22 protein-coding genes are annotated in these 26,515 nt (G+C 60.0%); 4 read left to right on the top strand and 18 right to left on the bottom strand.

Annotated features, from left to right (window positions below; all coding sequences use genetic code 11):
- Positions 1-7: 7 nt before the first annotated feature.
- The 14 genes from QA643_RS11740 to QA643_RS11675 form a co-directional block, all read right to left on the bottom strand.
- Positions 8-1,072, bottom strand: coding sequence for a GNAT family N-acetyltransferase (locus QA643_RS11740; RefSeq protein ID WP_283033321.1), 1,065 nt, complete (start codon positions 1,070-1,072; stop codon positions 8-10).
- Complete coding sequence (asnB, locus tag QA643_RS11735; protein WP_283033320.1) at positions 1,069-2,922, bottom strand: asparagine synthase (glutamine-hydrolyzing); 1,854 nt, start codon at positions 2,920-2,922, stop codon at positions 1,069-1,071. Before asnB (QA643_RS11735) ends, QA643_RS11740 begins: the two co-directional genes overlap by 4 nt.
- Before the next feature lie 42 nt (positions 2,923-2,964).
- A complete protein-coding gene (locus QA643_RS11730) occupies positions 2,965-3,969 on the bottom strand; it encodes a class I SAM-dependent methyltransferase (protein WP_283033319.1) in 1,005 nt (334 codons plus the stop codon).
- Complete coding sequence (locus QA643_RS11725; RefSeq protein WP_283033318.1) at positions 3,966-5,135, bottom strand: DegT/DnrJ/EryC1/StrS family aminotransferase; 1,170 nt, start codon at positions 5,133-5,135, stop codon at positions 3,966-3,968. Before QA643_RS11725 ends, QA643_RS11730 begins: the two co-directional genes overlap by 4 nt.
- A gap of 22 nt (positions 5,136-5,157) precedes the next feature.
- A complete protein-coding gene (locus QA643_RS11720; protein WP_283033317.1) occupies positions 5,158-6,927 on the bottom strand; it encodes a hypothetical protein in 1,770 nt (589 codons plus the stop codon).
- Positions 6,928-6,959: 32 nt separating this feature from the next.
- Positions 6,960-7,955 carry an NAD-dependent epimerase/dehydratase family protein gene (locus QA643_RS11715; RefSeq protein ID WP_283033316.1) on the bottom strand — a complete coding sequence of 332 codons (996 nt, stop codon included), beginning with the start codon at positions 7,953-7,955 and terminating at the stop codon, positions 6,960-6,962.
- Positions 7,956-7,969: 14 nt separating this feature from the next.
- Positions 7,970-8,551, bottom strand: coding sequence for an acyltransferase (locus QA643_RS11710; RefSeq protein WP_283034776.1), 582 nt, complete (start codon positions 8,549-8,551; stop codon positions 7,970-7,972).
- 5 nt (positions 8,552-8,556) lie between these two features.
- The gene (locus QA643_RS11705) at positions 8,557-9,498 is read right to left on the bottom strand and encodes a Gfo/Idh/MocA family oxidoreductase (RefSeq protein ID WP_283033315.1); all 942 of its coding nucleotides are present in this window, start codon (positions 9,496-9,498) and stop codon (positions 8,557-8,559) included.
- A gap of 113 nt (positions 9,499-9,611) precedes the next feature.
- The gene (locus QA643_RS11700; RefSeq protein ID WP_283033314.1) at positions 9,612-10,136 is read right to left on the bottom strand and encodes a transcriptional activator RfaH; all 525 of its coding nucleotides are present in this window, start codon (positions 10,134-10,136) and stop codon (positions 9,612-9,614) included.
- Positions 10,133-10,774, bottom strand: coding sequence for a winged helix-turn-helix transcriptional regulator (locus QA643_RS11695; RefSeq protein WP_283033313.1), 642 nt, complete (start codon positions 10,772-10,774; stop codon positions 10,133-10,135). Before QA643_RS11695 ends, QA643_RS11700 begins: the two co-directional genes overlap by 4 nt.
- A gap of 127 nt (positions 10,775-10,901) precedes the next feature.
- On the bottom strand, positions 10,902-12,125 hold the full coding sequence (locus QA643_RS11690; protein WP_283033312.1) for a glycosyltransferase family 4 protein: 1,224 nt from the start codon (positions 12,123-12,125) through the stop codon (positions 10,902-10,904).
- Entirely contained in the window at positions 12,122-13,213 is a 1,092-nt protein-coding gene (locus QA643_RS11685; protein ID WP_283033311.1) for a glycosyltransferase, read from the bottom strand. The genes QA643_RS11690 and QA643_RS11685 overlap by 4 nt, the downstream gene beginning before the upstream one ends.
- A gap of 8 nt (positions 13,214-13,221) precedes the next feature.
- Entirely contained in the window at positions 13,222-15,036 is a 1,815-nt protein-coding gene (asnB, locus tag QA643_RS11680) for an asparagine synthase (glutamine-hydrolyzing) (RefSeq protein WP_283033310.1), read from the bottom strand.
- A 214-nt stretch (positions 15,037-15,250) separates the two neighbouring features.
- A complete protein-coding gene (locus QA643_RS11675) occupies positions 15,251-18,394 on the bottom strand; it encodes a M10 family metallopeptidase C-terminal domain-containing protein (RefSeq protein ID WP_283033309.1) in 3,144 nt (1,047 codons plus the stop codon).
- Positions 18,395-18,545: 151 nt separating this feature from the next.
- On the opposite strand from QA643_RS11675, the gene QA643_RS11670 reads away from it, so the two are divergent.
- From QA643_RS11670 to QA643_RS11655, 4 genes are all read left to right on the top strand, one after another.
- Positions 18,546-18,890 (top strand): hypothetical protein, encoded by a 345-nt coding sequence (locus QA643_RS11670; RefSeq protein ID WP_283033308.1) that lies wholly within the window; start codon positions 18,546-18,548, stop codon positions 18,888-18,890.
- Positions 18,891-19,002: 112 nt separating this feature from the next.
- Complete coding sequence (locus tag QA643_RS11665) at positions 19,003-20,196, top strand: CoA transferase (protein ID WP_283033307.1); 1,194 nt, start codon at positions 19,003-19,005, stop codon at positions 20,194-20,196.
- Positions 20,197-20,352: 156 nt separating this feature from the next.
- Complete coding sequence (locus QA643_RS11660; RefSeq protein ID WP_283033306.1) at positions 20,353-20,829, top strand: type II 3-dehydroquinate dehydratase; 477 nt, start codon at positions 20,353-20,355, stop codon at positions 20,827-20,829.
- A gap of 15 nt (positions 20,830-20,844) precedes the next feature.
- Positions 20,845-21,504 carry a hypothetical protein gene (locus QA643_RS11655; RefSeq protein WP_283033305.1) on the top strand — a complete coding sequence of 220 codons (660 nt, stop codon included), beginning with the start codon at positions 20,845-20,847 and terminating at the stop codon, positions 21,502-21,504.
- A gap of 876 nt (positions 21,505-22,380) precedes the next feature.
- Here QA643_RS11655 and QA643_RS11650 read toward each other — a convergent pair.
- From QA643_RS11650 to QA643_RS11635, 4 genes are read right to left on the bottom strand one after another with little or no spacing between them, the layout of a single operon-like run.
- Positions 22,381-23,892, bottom strand: coding sequence for a tripartite tricarboxylate transporter permease (locus tag QA643_RS11650; RefSeq protein WP_283033304.1), 1,512 nt, complete (start codon positions 23,890-23,892; stop codon positions 22,381-22,383).
- A 36-nt stretch (positions 23,893-23,928) separates the two neighbouring features.
- Positions 23,929-24,471, bottom strand: coding sequence for a tripartite tricarboxylate transporter TctB family protein (locus QA643_RS11645; RefSeq protein WP_283033303.1), 543 nt, complete (start codon positions 24,469-24,471; stop codon positions 23,929-23,931).
- A gap of 60 nt (positions 24,472-24,531) precedes the next feature.
- Positions 24,532-25,635 (bottom strand): S-methyl-5-thioribose-1-phosphate isomerase, encoded by a 1,104-nt coding sequence (gene mtnA / locus QA643_RS11640; protein ID WP_283033302.1) that lies wholly within the window; start codon positions 25,633-25,635, stop codon positions 24,532-24,534.
- The gene (locus tag QA643_RS11635) at positions 25,632-26,507 is read right to left on the bottom strand and encodes an S-methyl-5'-thioadenosine phosphorylase (RefSeq protein WP_283033301.1); all 876 of its coding nucleotides are present in this window, start codon (positions 26,505-26,507) and stop codon (positions 25,632-25,634) included. The genes mtnA and QA643_RS11635 overlap by 4 nt, the downstream gene beginning before the upstream one ends.
- Between the last annotated feature and the right edge of the window lie 8 nt (positions 26,508-26,515).

Genomic DNA, 26,515 nt, shown 5'->3' with positions numbered 1-26,515 from the left:
TGGCCCGTCATGCGACCACTCCAACCTTCGTCAAGCCTGAGAAGGGCACCACAAAAAAATAGGGGTAGCCGGCGGTCAGCGCCTCAGCGGATTGACTGAGTACACGGCTATCACGGACGTATGTGTGATAGGCATATCGCTTCTCCGTCGCGCCCCATTTTCTCTTGAACCTGTAGACCCCCGTTTGGCTGGTCCAGGTCCCACCCCAATTCCAGATCCGGCGCCCCTCTGATTGCGATTCCTGCATCGCGCGGAAAATGAGAGCGGCGGTCGGCTGGTATTCTCGGTTACCCGGTGCGGTCACCGGCATGATGTATTCCACGAAGTGCTTGAACAGGAATACAAGGAGAGCGGCGATCGGACTGCCGTTACGCTTCGCCAGATAAATGCGATAGTCGCGCCCGGCATTCATGACGGACGGCAGCGCCGAGAAGAACGCTGCCGGCTTGGTTCGCCCGCCGATCTCGGCCATGTTCTGCCTGTGACACACGGCCAGGAAGTCCAAAGCGGTGTTGTCGACCTCAACCGAAACCCGTTCGGCCTGCGCTTTGACAAGGTTTCGCCGCGCGGAGCCATCGATGGCGCTGTGAAAGTCGAGTGGCTCCCCGCTTTCATCGGTAAGCGGCGTCCATTGGCCAATCCTCTCGTCGACGAGCGTCGAATCTTGCCAGTTCGCCTGCGGTGCAGCGTCGAACGGGTTGGAGATGATGGTGGCAGCAGCCATGTCGTCCTGCTCCATCTGATTGCGAAACCATTGCTGCAGAGCTGCGGCCGCACCAGCGTCGCCTGTCAGCAGGTCGCCGTGACTACCGAAAAACGGCAGTGAGTTCGCCACCGGCCCAAGTGGGCCATCCATGACCATGAGCGGTAACGCCCCGATGACTTCCGTTCCGCGCCATGCCAACCCATATCGCGCCCGGCCTTGGGTGGAGCGGAGCACGAGATCGCGATAGGGAGCCGAATGATAGACAGTTGCGGCAGCGGAGAGCTCCAGGAAGCGCGCATATGCGGCCGCGTCCTCGGGCATTTCCAACGCCCGCACCACCACATCTTGGCAATCCTCGGCGCTCAAGCCGCAGCCTCCTGCAGGCCAAGGAAGGTTCGGCACCATTGCTCAAAACACAATAGCGACCAGATCAATAGACGATGATTGAATTTGCCGGAAAGGTGTTCATTCACCGTCCTGACGATGAACTTCGGATTGATGAATTCGGTGCATGCCAGCTTGCGCGGTTCCAGCATCTCGCGGACAAACTGAGCATTCTCGCCGCGATACCAAGAGGCCTCGGGCGCCGAGAAGCCTTGCTTCCTGCGTTCCATGACTTCGGCTGGCACGATCTGCGACATGGCTTGCCGCAGGCAGCTCTTTCCGCTCGAGAAAGCCTCCTGGGCAAGGAGCTTCTTTTTCAACGCATCCTCGTCTATCTGGAGCATGTGCTCCAGATCCGATAGCTTATGTCGAATCGGCAGCCGCATGGCAAAATCGACGAGCTCGTTGTCGAGAAAAGGAAAACGCTCTTCGAGCCCATTGGCCATCGAGAGCCGATCTCCCACCGTTAGCAAACCCGTAAGAAAGGTGCGGCACTCGAAATATAGCGAGGCCGAGATTTGTTGCTCAGGCGTGTCGAAGCCAACGTTGCCAGTGTTGGCGAATACACCCGAGAACACATCGAACATCTCGCCTTCATCGTCCGCAGCGGCGCCGAACATCTCACGCCGTTCCTCCCCCGTCGTCAGCCGCTGCCAGAACTGATAGTAGTTCTCCAGGAAATGCTGTTTGTCCAATGACCGGAAAACCCGATAGTAGCGCCATGGATAGCCGCCGAAGAGTTCGTCGCCGCCTGCGCCCGATAGGCAAACCTTGACGAACTTCGAAGCCAGTCGAGCGATGTAATAATTCGGGTAGCTCATTCCCAGACGCAGGTCCTCGAGATGCCAGACCACGCGCGCTAGCGACCAATGGAGATCGCCGGAATTTATGACCTGTTCATAGTGCTCAGTCTTGAAAGAGTACGCCATAAGTTCTGCCGCACGGCGCTCGTCAAAGCTTGCTTCAATGCCTTCTGTCTTTGACAGCTCAAATCCCGCCGTAAATGTCTGCAAGCGCGGGATTTGATTGGCGGCAAGGGCGACGATGGATCCGGAGTCTATGCCGCCAGACAAATAAGCCCCGACGGGGACGTCGGAGACGAGCTGTCGTTCGACCGCCTCGCCCATCAAGCGCTTGAGCGCCGTTACGCTCTCGGCTTCGTCCACGTCGACGGTGTTTGAAAAATCGAAGTCCCAGTATCTCTCGATCCGCTCACCATGTCGGTCGACGATCAGAATCGAAGCCGGCGGAACATGCTCCACCCCAGTGAACAGGGTGTGATCCCGGAACAGGTTTTGGAAGGTGAAATATTCGCGTAAGGCAGCCGCGTTGACTCTCACGCTGAAATCGGGATGACGGCAGAAAGCCTTGATTTCCGAAGCAAACGCCAGCACGCCGGGCTTGCGCCAAACATAGAGCGGCTTTGTCCCGAACCGATCCCGGACAAGAAACAACCGCCTCTCTTGTCGGTCCCAGACCGCGAACGCCGCCATACCATTAAGACGGAGAGCGGTCTCTTGCACGCCAATTGTCGCTATCCCCGCGAGAAGGACTTCGGTATCGGAACGCGTCCTAAACTGCCAACCTCTCTTTTCGAAATCGGCTCGAAGTTCGCGGAAATTATAGATCTCTCCATTGTAGGCGATTGTCCATCGACCATCGGGAGAACTCATGGGCTGACCCGCGACGTCCCGGAGGTCAATGATCGCGAGGCGCCGGTGCCCAACGCCAAACGAGCGGTCGAGAAAGAGCCCTGCCCCGTCTGGGCCTCTATGCGCGATCGCGTCCCGCATGGCGCCGATTACTGCCCTGTCCACGGGACGGCCGTCCAAGTTCAAAATTCCAGCGATACCGCACATCGGAAATTTACCGAACTAGTTCACGGGCCGCCGTGCGACCACGGTGATGCCGGCCTCTTCAACTTTCATACGCTCGATGCGAAGACCAGCGCTTTCGCACCATGCGCGAACCTGGTCAGGGGTCTGTCGATGCGAATAGCGCGGCGCAAACCAATCGAAGTTGATGTGATTCATCTCTTCAAGGGTGAGCTTTTCATCGTAGAACATCTTGCAGACATACCAATAGAACAACCGCTGAAGATCGATTTCACCCTTTGGGATTCCGAGCAGATCCACATTCTGAGGAACATCGACCTTGACGTGGAGGTCACCAAGGGTCTTGCCCAACAGTGTAAGAGGACGAATTTCCTCCCAGGCCTTCTGAGGAGGAATGTTGACCAACACGGAGCGAATGTAATCGTCGGTGAACTCTCGAACCGGTGCCTTTCGCGCATAGACGTAGATGGCATAGAGCCCACCGGGCCGGACTAGCGCGGCCGTCTTCTGAATCGCAGCTTCGGTCGACGGTGTGTGATGTAACACCCCCTCCGAATACACGAGATCGAAGCTTTCCTTTGGAAACGGCAGTTCCATCAGGTCGCACTGGAGGAACAGACTTTCACCGGCCAGTCCTCGGATTGTATCGCGGGCTAATTCGATGGCCGTCGAAATATCGGCCCCCACATAGGCCGTACCACGAAGCCTCTCTCCGAACAGCAAGCTTGCCGTAAAGCCGGATCCGCAACCTGCATCGAGCAAGAGCGGCGCGTGATCTCTCGCGCCAAGTTGTTCCAGGAGGTCTCCATAGCGCTCGATCAACCACGTTTTGGTCTTCTGCCTAAGATGCTCGGATTGATAGCTCTCGGTCCGGTCCCACTTAAACCCGAATGTCTCGGCCGTCTGGGCCTGGCCTGCATCCCCGACTTCGCCGCCACGAAGAATGCCATTCTGCATGACCAGCTGCCGATGACCCAAATCTAACGTGCCCCCCTCAAGAGGTAGTGGTCGCCCGAAAAGCCTTTGAATGAGGTCAGCGTTCATTCAGCTTTCTCCAGCGCTTCCACTACCCGATCGACATCAGCACACCCCATTTCATTATGAAGCGGCAAGGCAATGGACTGGGCCTCCGCGGCCATAGCACCGGGAAAGCGCTGCGGATCCACCCCGAACTCCCTCCGGTACGCTTCGAGCGCCACAACCGCGTGGGTTCCGGGACGCGCGCCGATTTTCTTTTCCTGAAGTACTGCCAAAGCGCGATTTCTTGATACAGGCGCACGCAGAGGGTCGATCGTGGCGACATAGGCCTGAAGCGAATGTCCAGCATGATCCGGCCGCTCCGGTGCCCTAATCCAATCGATCGACTGAAGACGGGCATCATAGTGATCGGCAAGTTGGCGCCTCTCATCGATGAAGCGGTCCAGCTTGCGCAGCTGAACCTGCGCAATAGCTGCCTGGATATCTGTCATTCTATAATTGAATCCGAACACCTTGAACGCGGGAAGCTCCCAGGGCCGGCCGCCACGGTGCCGTACTTCCTCGGAAACGCTTGCGCCGTGGTTCCGATAGGTATCGATGAGCTGTGCAAGTTCATCGTCGTTCGTAGTGACCACGCCCCCTTCCCCGCATGTCACGACCTTGCGCGGGTGCAGGGAAAAGCAGCCTATTTCTCCCAACGAGCCAGCCGGCCGGCCGCTATACGAAGCCCCGATCGCGCAAGCGGCGTCCTCAACAATCGGAATACCCTCAGGAAGAATCGCGCGCAGTTCGTCCATGGGAGCTATCCGGCCGAACAGGTGCACGGCTATCACGGCCTTAGTCCGCTCAGTTAGAGCTGCACTGACCGCGTCTGGATTCAGGTTAAAACTGCCGGGATTGATGTCCACGAAGACCGGCTTTGCTCCGCAGTGCACAACGACGTTGGCAGTGGCAACCCAGGTGAAGGCGGGGACCAGCACCTCGTCTCCCGGCCCGATGCCCAGCACGACAAGCGCAAGGTGCAACGCCGACGTACACGAGGTCACGGCGAACGCATGCTTGACACCATGTCGGGAAGCGAACGCCTTTTCGAACTCAGCCACGAATGGGCCCTGGGTGAGCCATCCACTTTCGAGAACCTTCCTAACGGCCTCGATCTCTTCCGGACCGGTTGCCGGTCTCGCAATTGGAAGAAAGGCTTCCACACCTGCCTTGTTTTGCCCGTTATCCACCAGTTACCCCCTTTGCCGCCGATCACAAGCCAGGATGTTCGTCGATATCGACCGCAAGGCCGGCCCGAGCCCTGTCAACAACCCTCTCGAAACGAGCCGCGCAGACGTCATCGGAATGCCATTTGAGCGCATATTCCCGTGATCGCTTTCCGATTTCGTGAAGCGTGTCGCGTTCGCGGACCAATCGGCGAAGCACGTCATAGATCGTCGCTTCATCTGCCGGAATCGCCGGAACGGTGGACATCGTATCCAGCGGCTCGGCGCGCCCCTCCTGCGCCGTCTCAAGTCGAGTCACAAGTGGCCGGCCTAACATCAGCGCCTCGCGCGCATTCGAGCCAAGGCGGCCGTAGTAGAGTTGATCAACAACGATATCGGCCTGAACCTGATAAAATCGCACCTCAGTTATCGGAACGTCTGTCGCATAGAACAGCTTTATGGGAACTCCCTCGCGCTGAAGACGCTCGATAGCTGCGACAACAACAGCGGAACCCTTCGAATCTCGCCCATCCGCCTGACGCGTGCGCCTGTTCGCAAACGCATGGTAAACGAGAATTTCATCCGGCCGCCGGTCGATCACGTATTCTCTTGGAACGGTCAATTCAGGCGTCCAGATAGAAGGATCGAGCCCAGTCACTATCGGACGGCGCACATACCGGGGTCCCGCCCGTTCATCGACGGCATAGTCATTCTCCAAGCCGACCCAATCACACATCAGATCCAATTGTTTGGCCCAATCGCCATTGAGTTCGTCCGAACAAACTGACGGTTGGTCCTCCAATACGCAGCGACTGCACATATCGCCCGAAACTCGACGAATGGATGATTGGCGCGCGCCGTCCAGGCAGCCGTTTGGCGTGTATCCGACGACTATTCCTCTGCGACGCATCTCGAGGAAGTCCCAAGGGACGCTCTTGCTTCCGCCGAAAGACCAGTTCTCCCGGAAGCAACTCATCTGGAACTGGCCATAAAGTTGAATAGCCCCAAACCGCTCGACCACGGAGTGGAAAAATTCAGCAGCCTTGCGACGGTTTGCTATCGGGTCGGGATCGTAGATGATCTCCTCTCGATTCCAGTAGAGTTTCCGTGACGGGCTATCAGGAGGCTCGAAGGAAGCGGTACGCACCTCCCAGCCCCGGCGCCGCAAGGCGGCTGCAAGCACCTCGTAGTAGTAGTAGCAATTGTTGAGCAGAACTGCCGATCGCTTTTTGGGCTCCGCCCAAAGATAGCTCGGCATGAGTTCCTTTATTTCGAAGGGAAGCTGCCCTCCCCCCAAAAAATCGATGAGCGGCTCGTTGGCGCGAATCGAGCGGATCGTTGCAAACAGGTCAGCTGCCTCGCCCGCTTCATTCGTCCTGTTGCAAACAGTCCCCTCGAGCCAGGCGGCGGCACGACGGGGATGACGTCGAAATACGCAGAGCAGCTTGGGCAGCTGAAAATGCTGTAACCGGCCGTCGACCCTTGCAATGAGAATGACCTGTTCGATTGCCCCGCGCCGGATGTTCGCCACCGCTTCCTTCACGGTGACGCCTGACGTCAGGTGTAGTCTCGCGCTTTCCTCATCCACAACATGAATTAGCAGTTCATTCCGGCGCTGAGCGATCACCAGGCTGCTCGCGCCGCTAAGGGTACCACGCGCCAATCCGATTTCACGCTCGACCCGGAAAAGCCGAAACTTCAGCATCGAGCCCAATAGCCCTTTGAACCGAACACGAAACCACAACGGCAGTGTCTTGATGCGATCTAGCCGGCGTCGGCCGTTCTCGTGAAGTTTCACGGCGAGGGGCTCGGCCATCTGCTTCCCGAAGAAGTCACGCAATATTGTCGCTATGTTGCCGCACGGCTCCGCAAGCTGGCAAGACGGTCCATGTGATTACGCCGCCAATCGATGAGCCGCTTCAGCCCATCGTCTAGCTCGATCTGCGCTGAAAACCCGATCTCGTCGGCCGCCCGCCTCGGCGAACCGATGCGGTTGCGAACGAGAGTTGCCTGACTACGAGGAGCGTACTTAATTGGCTGGTTTGAGCCCGTCAAATTAAGGAGCTTCTCGGCAACCTCGTTAAGCGAGGTGCGCTTACCGGTCCCGACGTTGTAAAAGCGATCCGTGGTTTTCGCGCGCATGGCACAGAGGTTGGCGCGCGCGCAATCTTCGACCGCCACGAAATCAAAGGCCTCGGAACCATCGCCGAAGACGGTGGGCCCCTCGCCTTGATCGATCGCATCCAGCATCTTCATGATGACCGCAATATACGCCCCACGATAGTCTTGACGTGGGCCGTAAACATTCATGTAGCGCAAGCCGACGTAATCAAGCCCATAGCGGAAGTGATACGCACGGGCCATGGCCTCGCCGCAAATTTTGGTCGCGCCATAAAAGTTCTTGTTGTTGAAGGGATGATCCTCCGTCATCGGCTCCTCAATGGCGTCGCCGTAAACAGAGGCAGAAGATGACCAGACCAGCCGCTTGACACCGTTACGGACGCAACTGTCGAGCACGTTGAACATGCCGCGAACATTCACATCGAACGCCGTCCGTGGATAGTCATGACATTGCAGGAGCCACAGCGCTGCGAACTGGAAGACGCCGTCCGCGTCCTTGAGCGCTGCATCTAGAATATCGATCTGCGTGATATCACCGCCTGCCTCGAATATCCTCACGCGAGGATCCCGCATCGCGCCCGCCAGATTCTCGTGCGTGCCGCGCACAAAGTTGTCGTAAATCACGATCTCGCCCACATCCTGCTGGACTAGCTGATCCACCGCATGGGAGCCGATAAGGCCCGCGCCTCCGATCACCACCAAGCGTTTGCCGCGAATATCCACCGACAGAGCCTCCCTTAGACCAGCGCAATTTGATCGGGCGATAGCTCCCGATACCGTTCACCGGTCCGCGGACATACGAGATCTTTACCGAGCCGCTCTCCACCACGACTCATCCAGCCCACCCGGCGCGCCGGATTGCCGATTATCAAGGAGAACGCGTGTACGTCCTTTGTTACGACTGCGCCGGCACCAATGAAACAATATTCGCCAAGCGAATGACCGCACACGATGGTGGCGTTGGCACCGATGCTGGCTCCGCGCCCGATGGGCGTGCGGCGAAATTCGTCCTTGCGGGACACATTGGCGCGCGGGTTATTGACGTTGGTGAACACGCAGCTTGGGCCGCAAAATACATCGGCTGCGAGCTCCACACCGTCGTAGAGGGAAACGTTATTCTGGATCTTGCAGCCATTGCCGACCTTCACTCGCGGTCCAATCATGACATTCTGTCCAATCGAACAGTTTTCCCCGATCACGGTACCGGAAAGCACGTGACAGAAGTGCCAGATCTTTGTGCCTCGTCCAACAACCGCACCATCATCCACATAGCTGGACACATGGATCAGCGCGCCCGGAAATCTCGGGTCTTCCCTCATCTCGGTCACTTGGATGACGTCCTGCGTGCCGAGGGATGCCGCCATTCATGCCCGGCGGTGATTGGCGCCTGCCGGAAAGCAGACACGATTTCGATCGAGGCCCTCACATCCTCAAGTCCAAAACCCCGCCCCGCCAGTATTTCCTCGTAGCTTCGCGTGTGGAGGTCCGTGAAGCCCTCCGAGAACTCGATCTCTTCACCATCCACGGTGATCGAACGGAACGTCGTCTTCTTGCCTTGCACCTCAGGCGGCAGATCGTTGCTGTCCACGGACAGAAACCAGCTGATGTCGGCACGCGCACATTCGAGAAAGCCGGCCGCGCGTTCGCGCTCGCGAAGATGCGCCTCATTACGTTTGACGGAGCCGAAGACGTAACTCAGCATGTCGAAGAAGTGCACGCCAATGTTGGTTGCCACCCCTCCCGATTTTTCGTCTTCGCCCTTCCACGACGTATAATACCAGCGACCTCGCGAGGTGATGTAAGTAAGCTCAACCTTGTGACGCTTGTTGCTGGTCCCGAACTTTTCTCGGAGGGCGATGATGGCGGGATGAAGTCGCAGCTGCAGGATTGTCGAAATGCGGCGGCCAGTGTCCTGCTCTATCTCGGCTAGCCCATCGATGTTCCAAGGATTAAGGACTAGTGGCTTCTCGCAAACGGCATCGGCTCCTGAACGCAGAGCGAAACGGCAATGCGCATCGTGCAGATGGTTGGGGGAGCAGATCGACGCGTAATCGATTTTCTCGCCACGACGCCGAAGTTTGTCAACATGGCGGTCAAACCGTTCGAACTCGGTAAAAAAGTGTGCATTGGGAAAATAGCTGTCCAGGATGCCAACCGAGTCGTTTGGGTCGTAAGCCACCTTCAGGTCGCCACCCACGGCGTGTATGGCCCGCATGTGACGCGGCGCGACATAACCGGCAGCTCCAATCAACGCAAATGAATGCATCTGACCTCTCACTCCTCCGACTGAGTGCAATTTTTCCAAGCTACCGCACTCGGGGTGAATCGAGCCATCCCCGAGCGAATTTTGACTACCACGCCCGCCAGCAGCGGACGCTATCAGGCCGCCGCGATCAGATCTGCCGCGACAGTCACGCGCACCTTGCGTCCCAATAGATCGAGCAGCACCGCGACGCGCTCGCGATCGCTGACGCCCTCTACCAGCGCCAGACTGTCAATAAATGCGCCCTCGATAATCCGAACCTTATCTCCAGGCGAGAAGGCATGCCGGCGCACCAGCGTGATGAAGCCGTTTTCGTCCTCACGCGCTTTCAGCGCCCCAATCACGCAGCCTTCCACCGAGGCGGGCCGGCCGTTCCAGCACACTAGATGGGAGACGCCTAGCGTCGATTGTATGGCGCGCCATCTCTGCGTCGCGAGATCGATGGCGACAAACAGATAACGCGGAAACAAGGGACGCGCCACTGTATCAATCTTGCGAGCGTGACTGCGACGCTTGAGGTAGCGGGGGAGATAAACATCAAATCCCTGCCGACCCAGATTGATTACGGCTTTTGCTTCCGCATTGATGTGCGTCTGCACGACATGCCAGCTTGACCCAAATTGCGGCTGTATTGTCGTCATCCAGCCCTCTGCACGTGCGAGGGACGCAATCCCAACAAGTCGGGTGCCAATACTCTCTCCGCCCCAAATTCATTCGTGGCTTGATCGAACGCATCCTTGGCCTTGGTCAGATGCGTGACGACAATGGCGTCAAACGGCTCGGCGACTTCTGCATAAGACGCCACCACATCAATCCCAATGAAGCGCGACGCGGCTTCATCCGGATCAACAATAGCGACGATCGAGACCGGGCCATCTACGGCACATAGAATAGCGATTTCACACAGATCGGATTTCCCCGCCAGAACGACTCGCTTGAAGCCCAACGCCTGCGCGCGATCGAAAACGTTGGAATAGTCTTCCTTTGCCTTCCTGAAGAGTGAAAACGAGGAAGACAGGAACTGAACGGTCAGTCGTGACTTCTCAGAAAAACCCTGGGGCGTCAGGTAATAGGCAAATCGGCGCGCCGGTGCTTGGCCAACTTTGACGAGCCCCTTCTTGACGGCGCGCTTCAGATAAGCATTGACGAGGCCAAGAGCCACGTCGAGCTCGGCCGCGATCCGCCGTTGCGACCGCGCGCCATCAGCCTCAACGGAGGTGAGCAGACCAAGAACAAGCCGGTCGCTCTCCTTCTCATCCGTCGGAACAATCCTGTCCATGCCGTCTGTCTCCGCTGCAGAGGCACTAGCGCGTTCACATGATGAACGTCAAGCAAAATGTTCACGCTATGAACACTTCAACACATTGATTTATCTGAAATTTTCAAGCAGAGATGTGACGTAATGGTCACACCGCGGGGGCGATCGCGCAATCGGCCAGATATTGCGCCGCGAGAGTTGAATAGCTGTACTGCTGCGCGACGGCCATCCGTTCGCTCGACGAGCGCGGCAGGTCATTAAGCGCTGCCACCAGGGATGCGGCGAGCGCGGCAGCATCATCGGGCTCGCATCGTCTGGTCACCAAATCTTCGAGCCCTGCAAGCGCCTTGCGTTCGCACGCGATAAGGCTACGCGGCGCGAAGAGGCAGTAGTCGAAGAGTTTGTTCGGACTAATGCCGTGATGATAGAGCGCATTGTTGTGGAAGGACACCACCGCGCAATCGGAGGCGTGAAGCATGCCGTGGACGATCGATCGGTCTACTTCATCCTGGAATTCCAAATTCGCAAGCGCTGTCGCACGCTGCTCCAGCTCGGCGCGTGAGGTGCCCGAGCCAATCAGGATGAAATAAATCTCGGGATTTGTCCTGCCGAGCGCCGCCGCAGCGTCGAGAATGACCTCCATCGCATTAGGGGGCCCCATACCCCCGGCATAAAGAACGACGCGCCTGCCCTGTTGCTTCATCAAATTGATGCGGTCGATGAGCGGGTGGCTCAGACTTTCGATCGTAAGGGCATTGCGGATTTCGCCCTCGGACACTCCATTGGGAATCCACATGAACCTGCCTGCGGGCAAGCCGCACGCCCGCATATGGTTCTCCGCGCCGGCTAGCAGGCAGACAACACGGTCGGCCGCACGATAGGCGTACCGTTCCTTCCGGCGGAGCAACTTGATCAAGGGATGCCATGCCGGGGTCATCCCAAGTGCTACGATGCTCTCCGGCCAGAGATCACGAATCTCGACCCAGAACTTGGCATCGAACCGGCGCGCGACGCGATGTGCCGCCGATATGAAGAACAGGTGTGGGCTTGAAGCGATCATGAGGTCCGGCGCACCAAACTGCTTGGCTATCGCAGTTGAACCCGAGCGAAGGAGCGGCCCGAAACTCAGATTGTTCCGGAGTCGATCCAGGCTGCCCTTACCGTAACGCGGCGTATCGAGGAACCAGAAGTCAACCCCATTGATGCGCTGCGGACCCGGCGCCCGGGGCTCCCTGTGAAGATGATGAAACCCGGCACTCACGACCAACGTCCGATGCCCCATCCTCTGCCAGGCATCTGCCAACCAAAATGGCCGCCAGTGACGCCCTAAATCCGGTCCTCCCGCAAACGGATGCACAAGCCAGATATTCATGCAGGCGCACCGACCGAAGACAGCCTTCCATAGAGATTGTTGAGCTCCGCCGCGTCATGTTGCCAGTTGTAGTCCCTGGCAACCGCGGTCCGGCCCGCCAATCCCAACTCGATCGCGCGCCGAGGTTCGTCCGCGAGCAAGGACAACAACTCCACCAGCCCCTTCTTGTCATCCAGTGACACAGAAAAGCCGCAGCCGGCCGCTTCGACGATTTCCGTCGATCTCGGCAAGTCGCTGGTAACGACCGGCAGCCCCGCAGCCATATATTCGAAGATCTTGGTCGGCATCGCGAAGAGGTGATTTGGCTCGTGCTGGAAGAGACAAAGTCCGATCAGGCTCTCATTGAGCAAAGCAGCGATCTCTGATCGGCCCAGTTTTCCGCGATGGATGATCATAGCGGATGCAGTTCTCAGCCAGTCGGCTTCGATCGCGCCAATACTGCCGGCCAGGACAAGCGGCAGTCCCGCGGCTTCACATGCCTCAACCATCTCGACGAGCCCACGGTTGAAGCTTACATGCCCGATATAGACGGCCTGTCTCTTTCGCGGCGTGTTGTCGGTAGGCTCGACGAATTCCTCGAGCCGCACGCTGTTTCGAACGAGCGTCACCGCGGCACCGAAGTCGCGAAAGCGCTTTGCTATAGTTGGCGTCGCCGCGACAATCGCGTCAAAACGGCGCGCGGTGCTTCGCTCCACCAATTCCACACCAAGCGATACGAGCGGCTGCATCCATCGGGGAATCCATTTCTTCGAGTAAATGTCCGCTGGCACGTCCTCATGGACGTCGTAGATCACCTTGAAACCCCGCCCCCTGAGCCACAGTGCGAAGGGTATCAATTCCGGGTCGTGAAACTGCACAACATCTGCGCCGGTCGCACGGGCAAGCAGCGTCGCAGCTCGCCCAATGACCCACGGCCGCTTCCACCGCGCAACTGCCGGCAGATCGATTAGCTTGAATTCGATGCTACCTGCATCGCCGGCGCGAGGCGGCCGCGCCACGACGGTCACGTTGTGGCCGGCCTTGGAAAGGCTTCGCGCTTCTTTTTCGAAAATTCGAATGTCATTAGCCGAATGAACGCTGGACAGCATGCATATCTTCATGGGACCTCAACCCGGAAGCGCTCACCCCAGAGCGCAACACAATAGAGCCGCCAACGCATTCCGAGGTCGAGCTGGTGGAATTTCTTCCGAACTGCGCCCATGTCGACGTAGCGAGCAAGCAGTGCACTGCCAATCACCTTGTCGTACATCACAGGGGAATGGCGGCTGAGCCAAAGTTGGTCGGGCGCGGCAAATCCGATCTTGTCCTTTCGCCAGGTGATGCTGGCCGGCAGAAAGTCCTGCATCGCGTCGCGAAGCGGCCACTTGGCCCAGCCCTTATTCAATTTTATGGACGTCGGCAGAGCCAGAGCAAATTCAACAAAGCGGTAATCCAGAAATGGCAAGCGCGTTTCGATCCCAAAGCGCATTGAATTCTTGTCCTCGAAACGCAACAGCATCGGCAAATTGGTCTCTGTAATCTCCAGAACCTGCATTTCCCGTGCGTCGCTGGTCTTCCGCGCGAAGCGGCGCAGAGATTCCGGCAGATCCGGCCTCTTCAAGAAAGTGTACCGCCAGCGATAGAAGGCTGCCCGCAGCGCCGCTGAGCTTGCCCCACACAGGTACATCAGCATTCGCAGCGGCGAAATGCCCGCCTTCGTGGCCTCACTGAAAGCAGAGCAGAATCCGCCTACGCCTGCACGATGAAAATGGTCAAGTAGCCAGGCGGCGTAATACCGATGATAGCCCAGCAACGTTTCATCACCGCCCTGGCCGTCGAGAAGCACGATCACACCATTCGATCGTGCGGTTTTCATAACTTCATATTGCATCATGATCGAAGGGCCGGCGAATGGTTCTTCCTGGACTTCGAGCAATGTTTCCGCAGTCGATGCAAAATCTTCATATGTTGGCTTGGTGCGCAACCAGTTCAGTTGTGATTTTGCTACAACCTCCGCTGCGTAGGCCTCTTCGTTGTTCGTCGCCTGTTCGCTCACCGCAGTGATGGCAAAAAAGCATTCGTTGGAGGCCAATGAATACCGTCTTGCCGCCAGGGCAGCAACGCTCGAACTGTCTAATCCACCCGACAGGCAGGTTCCGACCCGGACGTCCGAACGCAAGCGCAACCGGGTCGCGTCATCAAGCAGATCTCGCAGCGATTGAGCCGCAACATTCTCCTCGGCCATCCTCAGCCCAGCGGTCAGCGAATAATAGCGTCCAATCTCAATCCGCCCCGTGGACACATCGACACGCATTCGGTGTCCGGGCGGCAGCTTTTCGATGCCCGTGAAGAAAGTGCGATTGGTATGATCGGTCAGACCGCAGACGAGAAAATCCCTGACCAGATCGTCATCCGCGACGTGGCGCCCGATCAAGGGGAGAAGCTGCCGAATTTCCGATCCGAATGCGAACCCCGTCGCCGAATTCACATAGTAGAACGGCTTCACCCCGAAGCGGTCGCGGGCGCAAAACAACGTGTTGTCGCGTTCATCATGAATCGCAAACGACCACATGCCGTTGAAGCGCTCGAGGCACCGTTCTCCCCAGCGGATATAGGACGCCAGCAAAACCTCGGTGTCGGAGGCTGTATGAAAGACCTGTCCAAGCGCCTCAAGCTCCGCGCGGAGCTCAAGATAGTTGTAGATCTCACCATTGTAGGTGATCCAGATCGGATGCTGCCGGTCTCGCATCGGCTGGGCGCCATCATCGGTGAGGTCGATGATCGCCAATCGCCGGTGTCCTAACCCGACATTTCCGTTGACCCTCACGCCACGCCCATCCGGTCCACGGTGGGCGACAAGATCCGTTAGTTGATCGACTTGATCAGCATCAACGGGCCCGTTCTTTGTGACAAGACCGAATATGCCGCACACGTATTGACTGGCCTATCTAGGATTGGGTTTGGGTCGACGTTTACGGGAGCACCCCGAGTACTCCATTTCGTCTTAGCTCGCTCATCCAATGAACGTCAACCTTCGTCGATCTCAAGGGCGCATTCAACGTTGCGGCCTCTCCCGAACTGTTGATATTCCTCGCTCTGCCGTTCGAGGTCCCGCCGACCCGAATTGAAGGTTCTGCAGGGCGCGGTCAGTGATCGAACAAGTAGCTCGTCGTGGAGGTGATCCACTGGATGTCTGCAAGGATTTGCGTATTGGCGGAATGCTCGTGGGCAGCTTCGGTCGAGCCGTGAAGTTCCTCAAGTACCGAATGATGGACGTCCACAAACTGGCGGTCACCTGTACGGAACGTATCGGGAATGCCGAGATCCTTTGCATTGTATGGATCGGCCAGGTCTGTGCGCAAAATGAAAGCGTCGGCTGTTAATGATGTCATCGCGAATAAGTTCGGAACGGTCTCCGCTTGCAAGCTCGCCGCCGCGGTTCCTATCGTGCCGTCGCCATTCAAGTCCTGATGGAAGCTGGTTTCCAGCGACTGCAGCGTCGCATTGCTCCCGGACACCGCAGAGCCAATCGGGCTGTTGGTCCAGTTGCCGTTGCTGTCCGTTGCCCAAACTAGATACTGGTCCATGCCAGTGAACTTCCATGCGACCAGATAGCCGCTTCCCGACTGCTCCGCACCAATCGGCGTCCATCCGCCAAATTGACCGGACATCACCAGGGCGCCGCCCGTTTTCAGCAACGGCCCCGAGCCACCCGCCATCGGATCAAGTTCATAGTTGACACCGGCCTGCACCAGCTTGGTTGCGCCAACCGTCTCGATTACGGTAGTCGGGACTCCGATCGTGCCGTCGCCATTCAAGTCCTGATGAAAGTTGGTTTCCAGCGACTGCAGCGTCGCATTGCTCCCGGACACCGCAGAGCCAATGGGGCTGTTGGTCCAGTTGCCGTTGCTGTCCGTTGCCCACACTAGATACTGGTCCATGCCAGTGAACTTCCATGCGACCAGATAGCCGCTTCCCGACTGCTCCGCACCAATCGGCGTCCATCCGCCAAATTGACCGGATATCACCACGGCGCCGCCCGTTTTCAGCAACGGCCCCGAGCCACCCGCCATCGGATCAAGTTCATAGTTGACACCGGCCTGCACCAGCTTGGTCGCGCCAACCGTCTCGATCACCGTAGTCGGGACTCCGATCGTGCCGTCGCCATTCAAGTCCTGATGAAAGCTGGTTTCCAGCGACTGCAGCGTCGCATTGCTCCCGGACACCGCAGAGCCAATGGGGCTGTTGGTCCAGTTGCCGTTGCTGTCCGTTGCCCACACTAGATACTGGTCCATGCCAGTGAACTTCCATGCGACCAGATAGCCGCTTCCCGACTGCTCCGCACCAATCGGCGTCCATCCGCCAAATTGACCGGATATCACCACGGCGCCGCCCGTTTTCAGCAACGGCCCCGAGCCACCCGCCATCGGATCAAGTTCATAGTTGACACCGGCCTGCACCAGCTTGGTCGCGCCAACCGTCTCGATCACGGTAGTCGGGACTCCGATCGTGCCGTCGCCATTCAAGTCCTGATGAAAGCTGGTTTCCAGCGACTGCAGCGTCGCATTGCTCCCGGACACCGCAGAGCCAATGGGGCTGTTGGTCCAGTTGCCGTTGCTGTCCGTTGCCCACACTAGATACTGGTCCATGCCAGTGAACTTCCACGCGACCAGATAGCCGCTTCCCGACTGCTCCGCACCAATCGGCGTCCATCCGCCAAATTGACCGGACATCACCACGGCGCCGCCCGTTTTCAGCAACGGCCCCGAGCCACCCGCCATCGGATCAAGTTCATAGTTGACACCGGCCTGCACCAGCTTGGTCGCGCCAACCGTCTCGATCACGATTGGACCAGCGTATACGCTCACAAAATCAGTCACATTGAATAAGACATTCCCGGCAATGTCGATCGCGAAGTCCGCGATCCCGTCGCCATTGGTGTCGCCCTGCAGCGTGGTGACGCCGAGCGCGCTGTTATAGAAGTAGTTGAGCTGTCCGGCGGAGCCGCTGAAGGCCGAAGCGCCAATGAAGCTGAACAGGTCATAGGCTCCCGTCCCGCTGATCGCGTCGATGCCGCTGAGATCGATGTGGTCCAGGCCCGAAACGAAATCCGTGATGCGGTCATGCTGGCCGCTCGCGGCCGAACTCTCGCCGAAGGCAAACACGAATGTGTCGGCGCCGGCACCGCCGGTCAGCGTGTCGGTGCCGGAGCCGCCGATCAGCCTATCGTTTCCGTCGCCGCCGTTCAGCGTATCGTTGCCGCTGCCGCCATTCAACGTATTGGCGATCGCATTGCCGGTGATGGTGTCGTTTCCCGAACCACCAATGGCATTGTCGATATAGGATCGCACATCGCCGTTGAACAAATAGGCGTTGTAGATATTCCCGGCCGCATAGTGGCCGTTTCCGAGATAGGCGAGCTGCGTGCTCGACGTGATCGAGGATGCACCGGGATTGAGATTGATCGTTACGGCCGTCGTGTAGTTCGACAGGTCGTAGGTATCGACGCCGTTACCGTCCCAGATGGTCTCGAACACGCGGTTCGCCGAGCCGCCGATACCATTGCCTGGCGCGAGCTGGGCAACGCCGTTGATGAACATCTGCCCGGTCGTCGCGCTCCAGGAGTAGACGGTGTTCTCGCTATGGGTCGAGAAGTTCGCGCCGTAAAGCGTTTGCAGGGCCAGGATATCGTTGGCCATGTAGGTCTGCGAGAAGCCGTAGGATTCGGCCGTGTATCCCGTGAGCGGCGCACCGGCATAGCTGCGATAGCTCATGACGGTATATTCGGAATTGTCGTGCGCCGCCGGCACCGCGACGTTGGCGACACCGCCGGTTTCCTGGCTGTGCTTGAGGCCGAGAGCGTGGCCGAGCTCATGCAGCGCCGTGGCGAAATAGTAATTTCCTAGCGCCGCAAGGGAGTAGTTGTATTGGGTCCCGAACCAGATATCGCCACCAGCCGGCACATTAGCGGGGTAATAGGCGTAGGATGTCGGATTGGCGGCTGGCGACTGGGCGATCGCAATATCCGCTCCGTTCGTTCCTGTGTACTGAAAACTGGCATTGGTGTAGCCGGCGATCAGCGAAATGGCGTAAATGATGGCTTGCTGCATCGCAGCCGGTGCCGACGCAAAACCTGAGGTCGTCGGCTCGCCGTTGCCGTAATAGTTGGCGGGGTAATCGCTCGGGGAATCTGGAAAGCCATAGGAGATCGTGCCGGACCATTTCGTGCCGCCCAGCAGACCATCGATTTCCGAGTTGTTGGTTTGGGTAACCCCTACAGCCGTGGCCAAGTCTATCTCCGGGAGATCCTAGTTACCTGATTCGTCTGGCGCCTCATTTCCAGGCAATTCGGGTTTCGATCAAGTTACAATGCTATGCTAAAATTGTTTGGGGCGAGGTTCCGGTGACCGGAACTGCCCAGAGAACAGCGTGGGTTCAACAATGCCAAGCGTGTTCCGCGTGAACGCTACGGCAAAAGCGTTTACGATTTCTTTAGCGTTTACGATCTCTTTACCGATCGTGGCAGTCTTCCTGCCGGAGCCGGATCGGTTGCTTCAGAAGGGTCATTTGTCCATGGCCAAAGCCATCGCGTCGGATGCAAAACCTGGCACGGCTGCCGCAAAACCCATGCCGCCCGCCCGCGATCCCAAGCTGGCGGTGGAGGAAGAATATCAAATGGCGCGGCGACAGAACACGGTTCAGTCGCTGGAGCTCTTCATCGCCAGGCACCCCGACGACCCTCTCGCGGCGAAAGCGCGAGCCGATTTGCGGTCGCTATCGCGCTAGCCACGACATGCCATGCATCCCGGCACGGACACCATCCGCGATGACGGCATGACAAGCCCATGTATTTCGCGGATAGTTTGACTCTGACCAATTGTTGGCTGGAGACTTCTTGATGCCCTCCCACCGCGCCTCGCAGGCCCTGTCCCGTTTCACCGTGCTCGATCTGACCCGCGTTCGGTCGGGGCCCACCTGCGTCCGGCAGCTGGCGGACTGGGGGGCCAACGTCATCAAGGTCGACGCGCTGCTCGAGGATGGCGGCGGCGAGCAGCCGGGCGGCCCGCGCCATGGCTCGGATTTCCAGAATTTGCACCGCAACAAGCGGGCCATGACGCTGAACCTGAAGGACCCCAGGGGCCTCGAGGTATTCAAGCGCCTCGCCGCCCAGGCGGACGTCGTGGTCGAAAATTTCCGGCCCGACGTGAAGGCAAAACTCGGCATCGACTATGACAGCCTGCGCCAGATCAACCCACGCATCGTCTATGGCAGCATCTCCGGCTTCGGCCAGGACGGCCCCTACCACAAGCGGCCGGGCTTCGATCAGATCGCGCAAGGCATGGGCGGGCTGATGTCGATCACCGGCGCGCCCGGCGAGGGTCCGATGCGGGTCGGCATCCCCGTCGCCGATCTCACCGCCGGGTTGTTCTGCGCCCTCGGCATCCTCACCGCCCTATTGGAGCGTGACGTCTCCGGCGAAGGCCAGTGGGTGCAGACCTCGCTGCTGCAGGCCCAGATCTTCATGCTGGATTTCCAGGCCGCGCGCTGGCTGATGGAAAAGGACGTTGCCAAGCAGGCCGGCAACAACCATCCGACCTCGATCCCGACCGGCGTGTTCAAGACCTCCGACGGCTATATCAACATCGCCACCACGGGCGGCCGGATCTGGGAACGCTGCGCCCAGGCGATCGGCGCGCCCGAGCTGATCACCAACCCCGACTACGCCACCGCGCCTGCGCGCTCGAAGAACCGCGACGCACTCAATGCGGTGATCGGCAAGCTCACCGAGAAAAAATCGACGGAGACCTGGGTCAACGAGCTGAACGCAGCCGGCGTGCCCTGCGGTCCGATCTATTCCATCGACCAGATGTTCGAGGACGCCCAGGTCAGGCATCTCGGCATCGCCCAGCACGTGCCGAACGACGAGAACCGCCACATCCAGCTCGTCGGCCAGCCGGTCACGCTGTCGCGCACGCCGAGCAAGATGGCCGCACGCCCGCCCGAATTTGGTGAGCAGACCGAGGAGGTGCTCGCCGAATTCGGCTTCGCTAAGGACGAGATCGCAGAGCTGCGCCAGCGCAAGGTGGTGTAGGCTTCTCAATGGCGCGGTGACAGCGACACCCTGCTTCACAGGACCACCCTCGCGAGCGCATGCGACGTTGTCACCCAGCCGGTGAAGTAGTGGCCGGCTGACACGTGGCCCGGATCGGCTACACTGGCCTTTCATTTCCGCAATGAAAGGCACGCCATGCGCATCATGATCCTCAATGGCCCGAACCTGAACATGCTCGGCATCCGCGAGCCGCACATCTACGGCTCGACCACGCTCGACGCCATCAAGGCGTCTTGCGAGGAGTTCGCCGCCTTCGCCGGCGCCGAGCTGGCGTTCCACCAGTCGAACCACGAGGGCGTGCTGGTCGACCTGATCCAGTCCGCGCGCACCTTGGCGGACGCCCTCATCATCAATCCCGCCGCCTACTCTTTCACCTCGATCGCGATGTTCGACGCCATGAAGATCTTCGAGGGACCGATCTACGAGGTGCACATTTCCAACATCCACGCCCGCGACGAGCTGCATCGCCACTCCAAGCTTTCGGCCACGGTCAAGGGCGTCATCGCCGGCCTCGGCCCCTATGGCTACATCGTCGCCATGCAGGCGGCGTTGCAGGCCGCCGGCCAGTTGCCCGCCGCGCTGCCGCCACCGGTGCGTGTCGGCCCGAAATGACGGATGGAGGCTGACATGCAGGGAGCCGGCTATCTCGCGATCTGGAGCGATCTCGCCCCGCAGGACGAAACCGACTGGGCACACTGGATCACGCGCGAACACGCCGCCGAGCGCGTCGGCATCGAGGGATTTCTGGCCTGCCGCATCTTCCGTGCGCTTGGCGCGTCGGTGAACCGCTACTTCATCCTCTACGAGCTCGAGGATGAACGCGTCGTCGGCGGCGCCGACTATCTGGCGCGGCTGAACGCGCCGACGCCATGGTCGCAGCGTATCATGCCCCGGCTCGGCAACTTTGCGCGCGGTGGCGGCCGCGTTGCAGCTTCAGTCGGCATCGGCCAGGGCGGCATCGTCGCGCCCTTGCGTCTCGACGTCGTTCCTTCCTGTGACGCCGCCATGCTCGTCACCGAGCTGGCCGGCCTCGACCGGATCATCGCCGCGCGGCTCCTGCTCACCGACGTCGCGCAGACCTCGATCAAGACCAGCGAGAAAGGCATGCGAACCAGGGATGACACCTTCGCTGCCCTGCTGCTGATCGAGGGCCTCGACGAAGCCGCCGTCCGCGCCGCGCTGCATCGTCTGCGCAGCATGCTTCCCGCCGAGCATCACGCTGCGGTCGACGCCCTGCCGCTCTATCGCCTCGCCTTCGGCCTGCCAAAGCGGCTGCTGCCAGGTTGAGGACACGCGTACGGTGGGCAAAGGAGCGCATGCGACGTGCTGCAATTTCTCAACCCTCATGGTGAGGAGCGCGTCTTCGCGCGTCTCGAACCATGTGGCCCGGCTGGTGCCATTCATCCTTCGAGACGGCGCTTCGCGCCTCCTCAGGATGAGGTCTGGCATGTGCCATCTCGTCTGCGACTGCCCGACGGGCAAATCACTTCTGATTTTCGGAAGTGGCGTCAAGTCAGTAATTTCTGAGAATCAGAAATATTCCGCTTCCGTTTTCCCCCAAATCAGCCGCATAAATACCGCCGTCTCACCGCGGGATGAGGGGCGTTGGCCATCGTCACTGACGCGCGGCGAGATGCGATGGACGCCGATGCCGTAACTGACGAGTATGGCCGAGGCGTACGGTAAAGTCGTGTGGTTCTGGCGCCGTGGTGCTGGCGTTAAGCCCGCGAAAGGCGAAAGCTGCTTGCGGGCGACGGAGGCAAAAGAGCCGTTCTCCGGGAAGAGCGCGAAGTAAGCCGTAAAGCCATTGCGCAGGGAAGGCCGGGATGCTTCCGCCGAACCTGTATGCTCGTGTGCAGCTTTTGCCTATGCGCAAACAGCACGCGAGACCGCGGGTGCGGCGCGCACCCGGTCTTCCCTGCGCCCTCATTTTCGATGGGGGCAACAGAAGATGCAAACCTCGGGCAAAACATGTCGCGAGATCGCAAAGTCATACTCAGCTGTCGTCACCCGCGCAGGCGGGTGACCCAGTATTCCAGAGACAGCAGTGATTGAACCGAGAAGCCGCGGCGTACTGGATCCCCGCCCCCCGTGCGCAATTGCGCACTAGGCGGGGATGACAATCGCATGTGCTGCGCTACCTCTCCGTCGTTGCCGATCCGATCACATCTTCACCGGCCTCCACATCCGCGTGACGCTGCTGATCAGCCGATCGATCACCGGCCAGAACAGCAGCACGATCGCCAGCGTCGTGATCGAACCGACCAAGCCGTTCGACCAGAACACCTTCAGATCGCCGCCGGCGCCGATCATCGACAGGCGGAACGCATCCTCGGCGCGGTTGCCGAGCACCAGCGCCAGCGTGAACGGCGCGAGGGGAATCCCGATCTTCTTGAAGACGTAGCCGACGATGCCAAAGCCCAGCATCAGCCAGATGTCGAACATCGCGTTCTGGATCGCGTAGGCGCCGATCGCGCAGGACACCACGATCATCGGCGCCACCGCCGCGAACGGCACGCGAAGAATGGACGCAAAGATCGGCACCGTCGTCAGCACCAGCACGAGCCCGACCACGTTGCCGAGATACATCGAGGCGATCAGGCCCCAGACGAAATCCTTGTGCTCGACGAACAGCAGCGGTCCGGGATTGAGGCCCCACACCATCAAGCCGCCGAGCAGGATCGCGGCGGTGCCGGAGCCGGGAATGCCGAGCGCCAGCATCGGCAGCAGCGCCGAGGTGCCCGAGGCATGCGCCGCCGTTTCCGGCGCGAACACCCCCTCGATGCGACCCTTGCCAAAGCTGTCCTGATCCTTCGAAAAGCGCTTGGCGAGGTTATAGCCCATGAACGAGGCGGCGATCGCGCCGCCCGGGGTGATGCCGAGCCAGCAGCCGATGAAGGAGGAGCGCACCAGGGTCACCCAGTATCTTGGCAGGTCCTTCCAGACCGACAGCACCACGCGGAGCGAGATGCCGGCGGCGTGGCCGCGCAGCGCCAGGCGTTCTTCCATGGTCAAGAGGATCTCGCTGATGCCGAACAGGCCGATCACCGCGACCAGGAAGTTGACGCCGCGCAGCAGTTCCGCCGAACCAAATGTCATGCGGAGCTGGCCGGACACCGTGTCCATGCCGATGCCGGCGAGCAGAAGGCCGAGCGACATCGAAATGACCGTCTTGTGCTTGGCCTCGCGGCCGAGGCCGACGAACGAGCAGAAGGTCAAGAGATAGACCGCGAAGAACTCCGGCGGCCCGAACTTCAGCGCAAAGGACGAGATCATCGGCGCCAGGAAGGTGATCAGCATCACCGCGACCAGCGAGCCGATGAAGGACGAGGTGAAGGCCGCGGTCAGCGCTTCCGCCGCCTTGCCCTGCTGGGCCATCGGATAGCCGTCGAAGGTGGTCGCGACCGACCAGGCCTCGCCGGGGATGTTGAACAGGATCGAGGTGATGGCGCCACCGAACAGCGCGCCCCAATAGATGCAGGACAGCATCACGATCGCCGAGGTCGGGTCCATCGTGAAGGTCAGCGGCAGCAGGATCGCGACGCCGTTGGGGCCGCCAAGGCCGGGCAGCACGCCAACGAAGATACCGAGCACCAGCCCGGTCATCATCAACAGCAGCGTCTTCCAGGTCAGCAGCACGGCAAAACCGTGCATCAAGAGGCCCAAAGCTTCCATTTACGGGGCTTCCATTTCGTCAGCTCCATCGCCCCGTCAGCGGCCGAGCGCCGCTTCGAGCGGGCCCTTCGGCATGATGACATCGAAGGCGACGTCGAAGGTCATGAACATCGCGGCGGTGAACACGAAAGCGGTGAGCAGCGACTTCCACAGCGCGATCTTGCCGACCAGGCGCATGAAGCCGGAGATCAACAGGAAACTTGCGACATAGAGCCCGAGGAATTGCGTCACGAGGACGAACAGCAGCGTCGGCACGAACACCGCCATCACGCGGCGAAGCTGAGCCCGGGTAACGAAGCTTTCCGTAGCCTCCGTCCGCGACAGGAACGCGGCGACCAAGCCGTAGAGGCTGGCACCGCCGAGGATGATCGAGAGATAAAATGGAAAATAGCCGGGCTGCGGACCGGTGGATTCCCAGCCGGCGCCCGTGCGCCAGTTGTCGAACCCGAGCGTGATCGCGAGCGCAAGCAGCATGAGCGAGACGACCACATCGACCACCCGCACGCTCACGATTTGAGGCGAGTTGGCCTCCGGCGCGGTCGGATCCTCGACGACGATTTCGATGTCGGTATTGGACATGGAGACGACGACCCCCGATGCGACGCTGTCGAACGGGATTACGTGCCGACGTCGCCGCCGTCAATGACCGGTGCTGCGCTCGGGGAATGCGCTCGCAAGTGCAGCACGCTCGGGCCGCAGCAGGCCGCGCTCGGTGATCAACCCCGTGACCAGCCGCGCCGGCGTGACGTCGAAGGCGTAGTTGGCGGTCGGCGTGCCATCGGGAACAATGCGCACGCTCTCCACGCGGCCATCTGCGGTGCGGCCGGTCATGACAGCCACCTCGTCGGCGCTGCGCTGCTCGATCGGAATCTGCCTGATGCCATCATCGATACTAAAGTCGATGGTGGGCGACGGCAGTGCAACATAGAACGGCACGCCATTGTCGTGGGCGGCAAGCGCCTTCAGGTAGGTCCCGATCTTGTTGCAGACGTCGCCATTGGCGGCGACGCGGTCGGTGCCGACGATCGCGAGATCGACCATGCGGTGCTGCATCAGATGGCCGCCGGTATTGTCGGGGATCACGGTGTGCGGCACGCCGTGGTGGCCGAGTTCCCAGGCGGTCAGCGAAGCGCCCTGATTGCGCGGCCGCGTCTCGTCGACCCAGACATGGACCTTCAGGCCGCGATCATGCGCGAGGTAGATCGGGGCCGTCGCGGTGCCCCAATCGACCGTGGCGAGCCAGCCGGCGTTGCAATGGGTCAGGACGTTGACCGGCTCGCCGGGCGGCTTGCTCGCGGCAATCTGTTCGATCAGCGCCAGGCCATGCCGGCCAATCCCCTGGTTGATCGCGACATCCTCCTCGGCGATCTCGGCGGCGCGGGCATAGGCGATTTGTACGCGTTCGGAAGGCGGCGCCGGCTTGAGCACGCGCTTCATCTCGTCAAGCGCCCATTTCAGGTTGATCGCGGTCGGCCGCGCCGCAATCAGAAATTCATAGGCGCGATCGATGCCGGCGTCGGATCGGTCGTCCCGCACCGCCAGCGCCATGCCGTAAGCGGCCGTGGCGCCGATCAGGGGGGCCCCGCGCACCAGCATGCTGCGAATGGCATCCGCGGCTGCATCCGCGGTCTCAAGGCGAACGATCGCAAATTCATGCGGGAGCCGCCGCTGGTCGATCGCGCCGACGGTCCAGCCGTCGGGCTCCAGCCAGATACTGCGGAAATGGCGACCATCGACCTTCATGACTTCAGCACCCTGCCCGCGACAGCGTCCAGCCTGGCAAGCAATTCTGGGTCGCGCGCCTCCACCGCCGTGATCAGCGCGGTGTCGAGCGCCTTGTCCGATCCGATCGGGCAAGGCTCATGCTCGCGCGGGAAATCCCGGGCAAGTCGCGCAACAAGCGCCTTCGCCTTTCCGGCATTCGAGTTCAGCACGCGAATGATGTCCTGCACGGTGACCGCATCATGATGAGGATGCCAGCAATCGAAATCGGTGACCATCGCGACGCTGGCGTAGCAGATCTCAGCCTCGCGGGCGAGCTTGGCCTCGGGCATGTTCGTCATGCCGATCACCGAATGGCCCTGCGCCTTGTACATCAGGCTCTCGGCGAGGCTGGAGAACTGCGGACCTTCCATGCAGACATAGGTGCCGCCCCGCACCGCCGCGATCCCCTCCGCCTCGGCGGCAGCGGCCAGATGCACATGCAGCCGCGGCGACACCGGATGGGCCATCGAGACATGGGCGACGCAGCCCTTGCCGAAGAACGAGCTCTCGCGCCGATAGGTAAGGTCAACGAACTGATCGACCAGCACGAACGTGCCAGGCGGCAGCTCCTCCCTAAACGAACCGCAGGCCGAGAGCGAAACCAGATCAGTCACCCCCGCCCGCTTCAGCACGTCGATATTGGCGCGATAATTGATGTCGGAGGGCGACAACACGTGCCCCTTGCCGTGCCGCGGCAGGAATACAACCGGCAGCCCGGTGACGACGCCGCGCGTCAGGGCAGCGGAAGGCTCGCCCCAGGGGCTTGCGATGGTCTCTTCGTGGACGTCCTCCAGCCCCGGCAGGTCGTAGATTCCAGATCCGCCGATGATGCCAAGCACGCTACGGGCCATGACTACTC

It is taken from the genome of Bradyrhizobium sp. CB3481, assembly GCF_029714305.1.
Lineage (GTDB): Bacteria > Pseudomonadota > Alphaproteobacteria > Rhizobiales > Xanthobacteraceae > Bradyrhizobium.
This window is presented reverse-complemented; position numbering and strand designations above follow the sequence as displayed.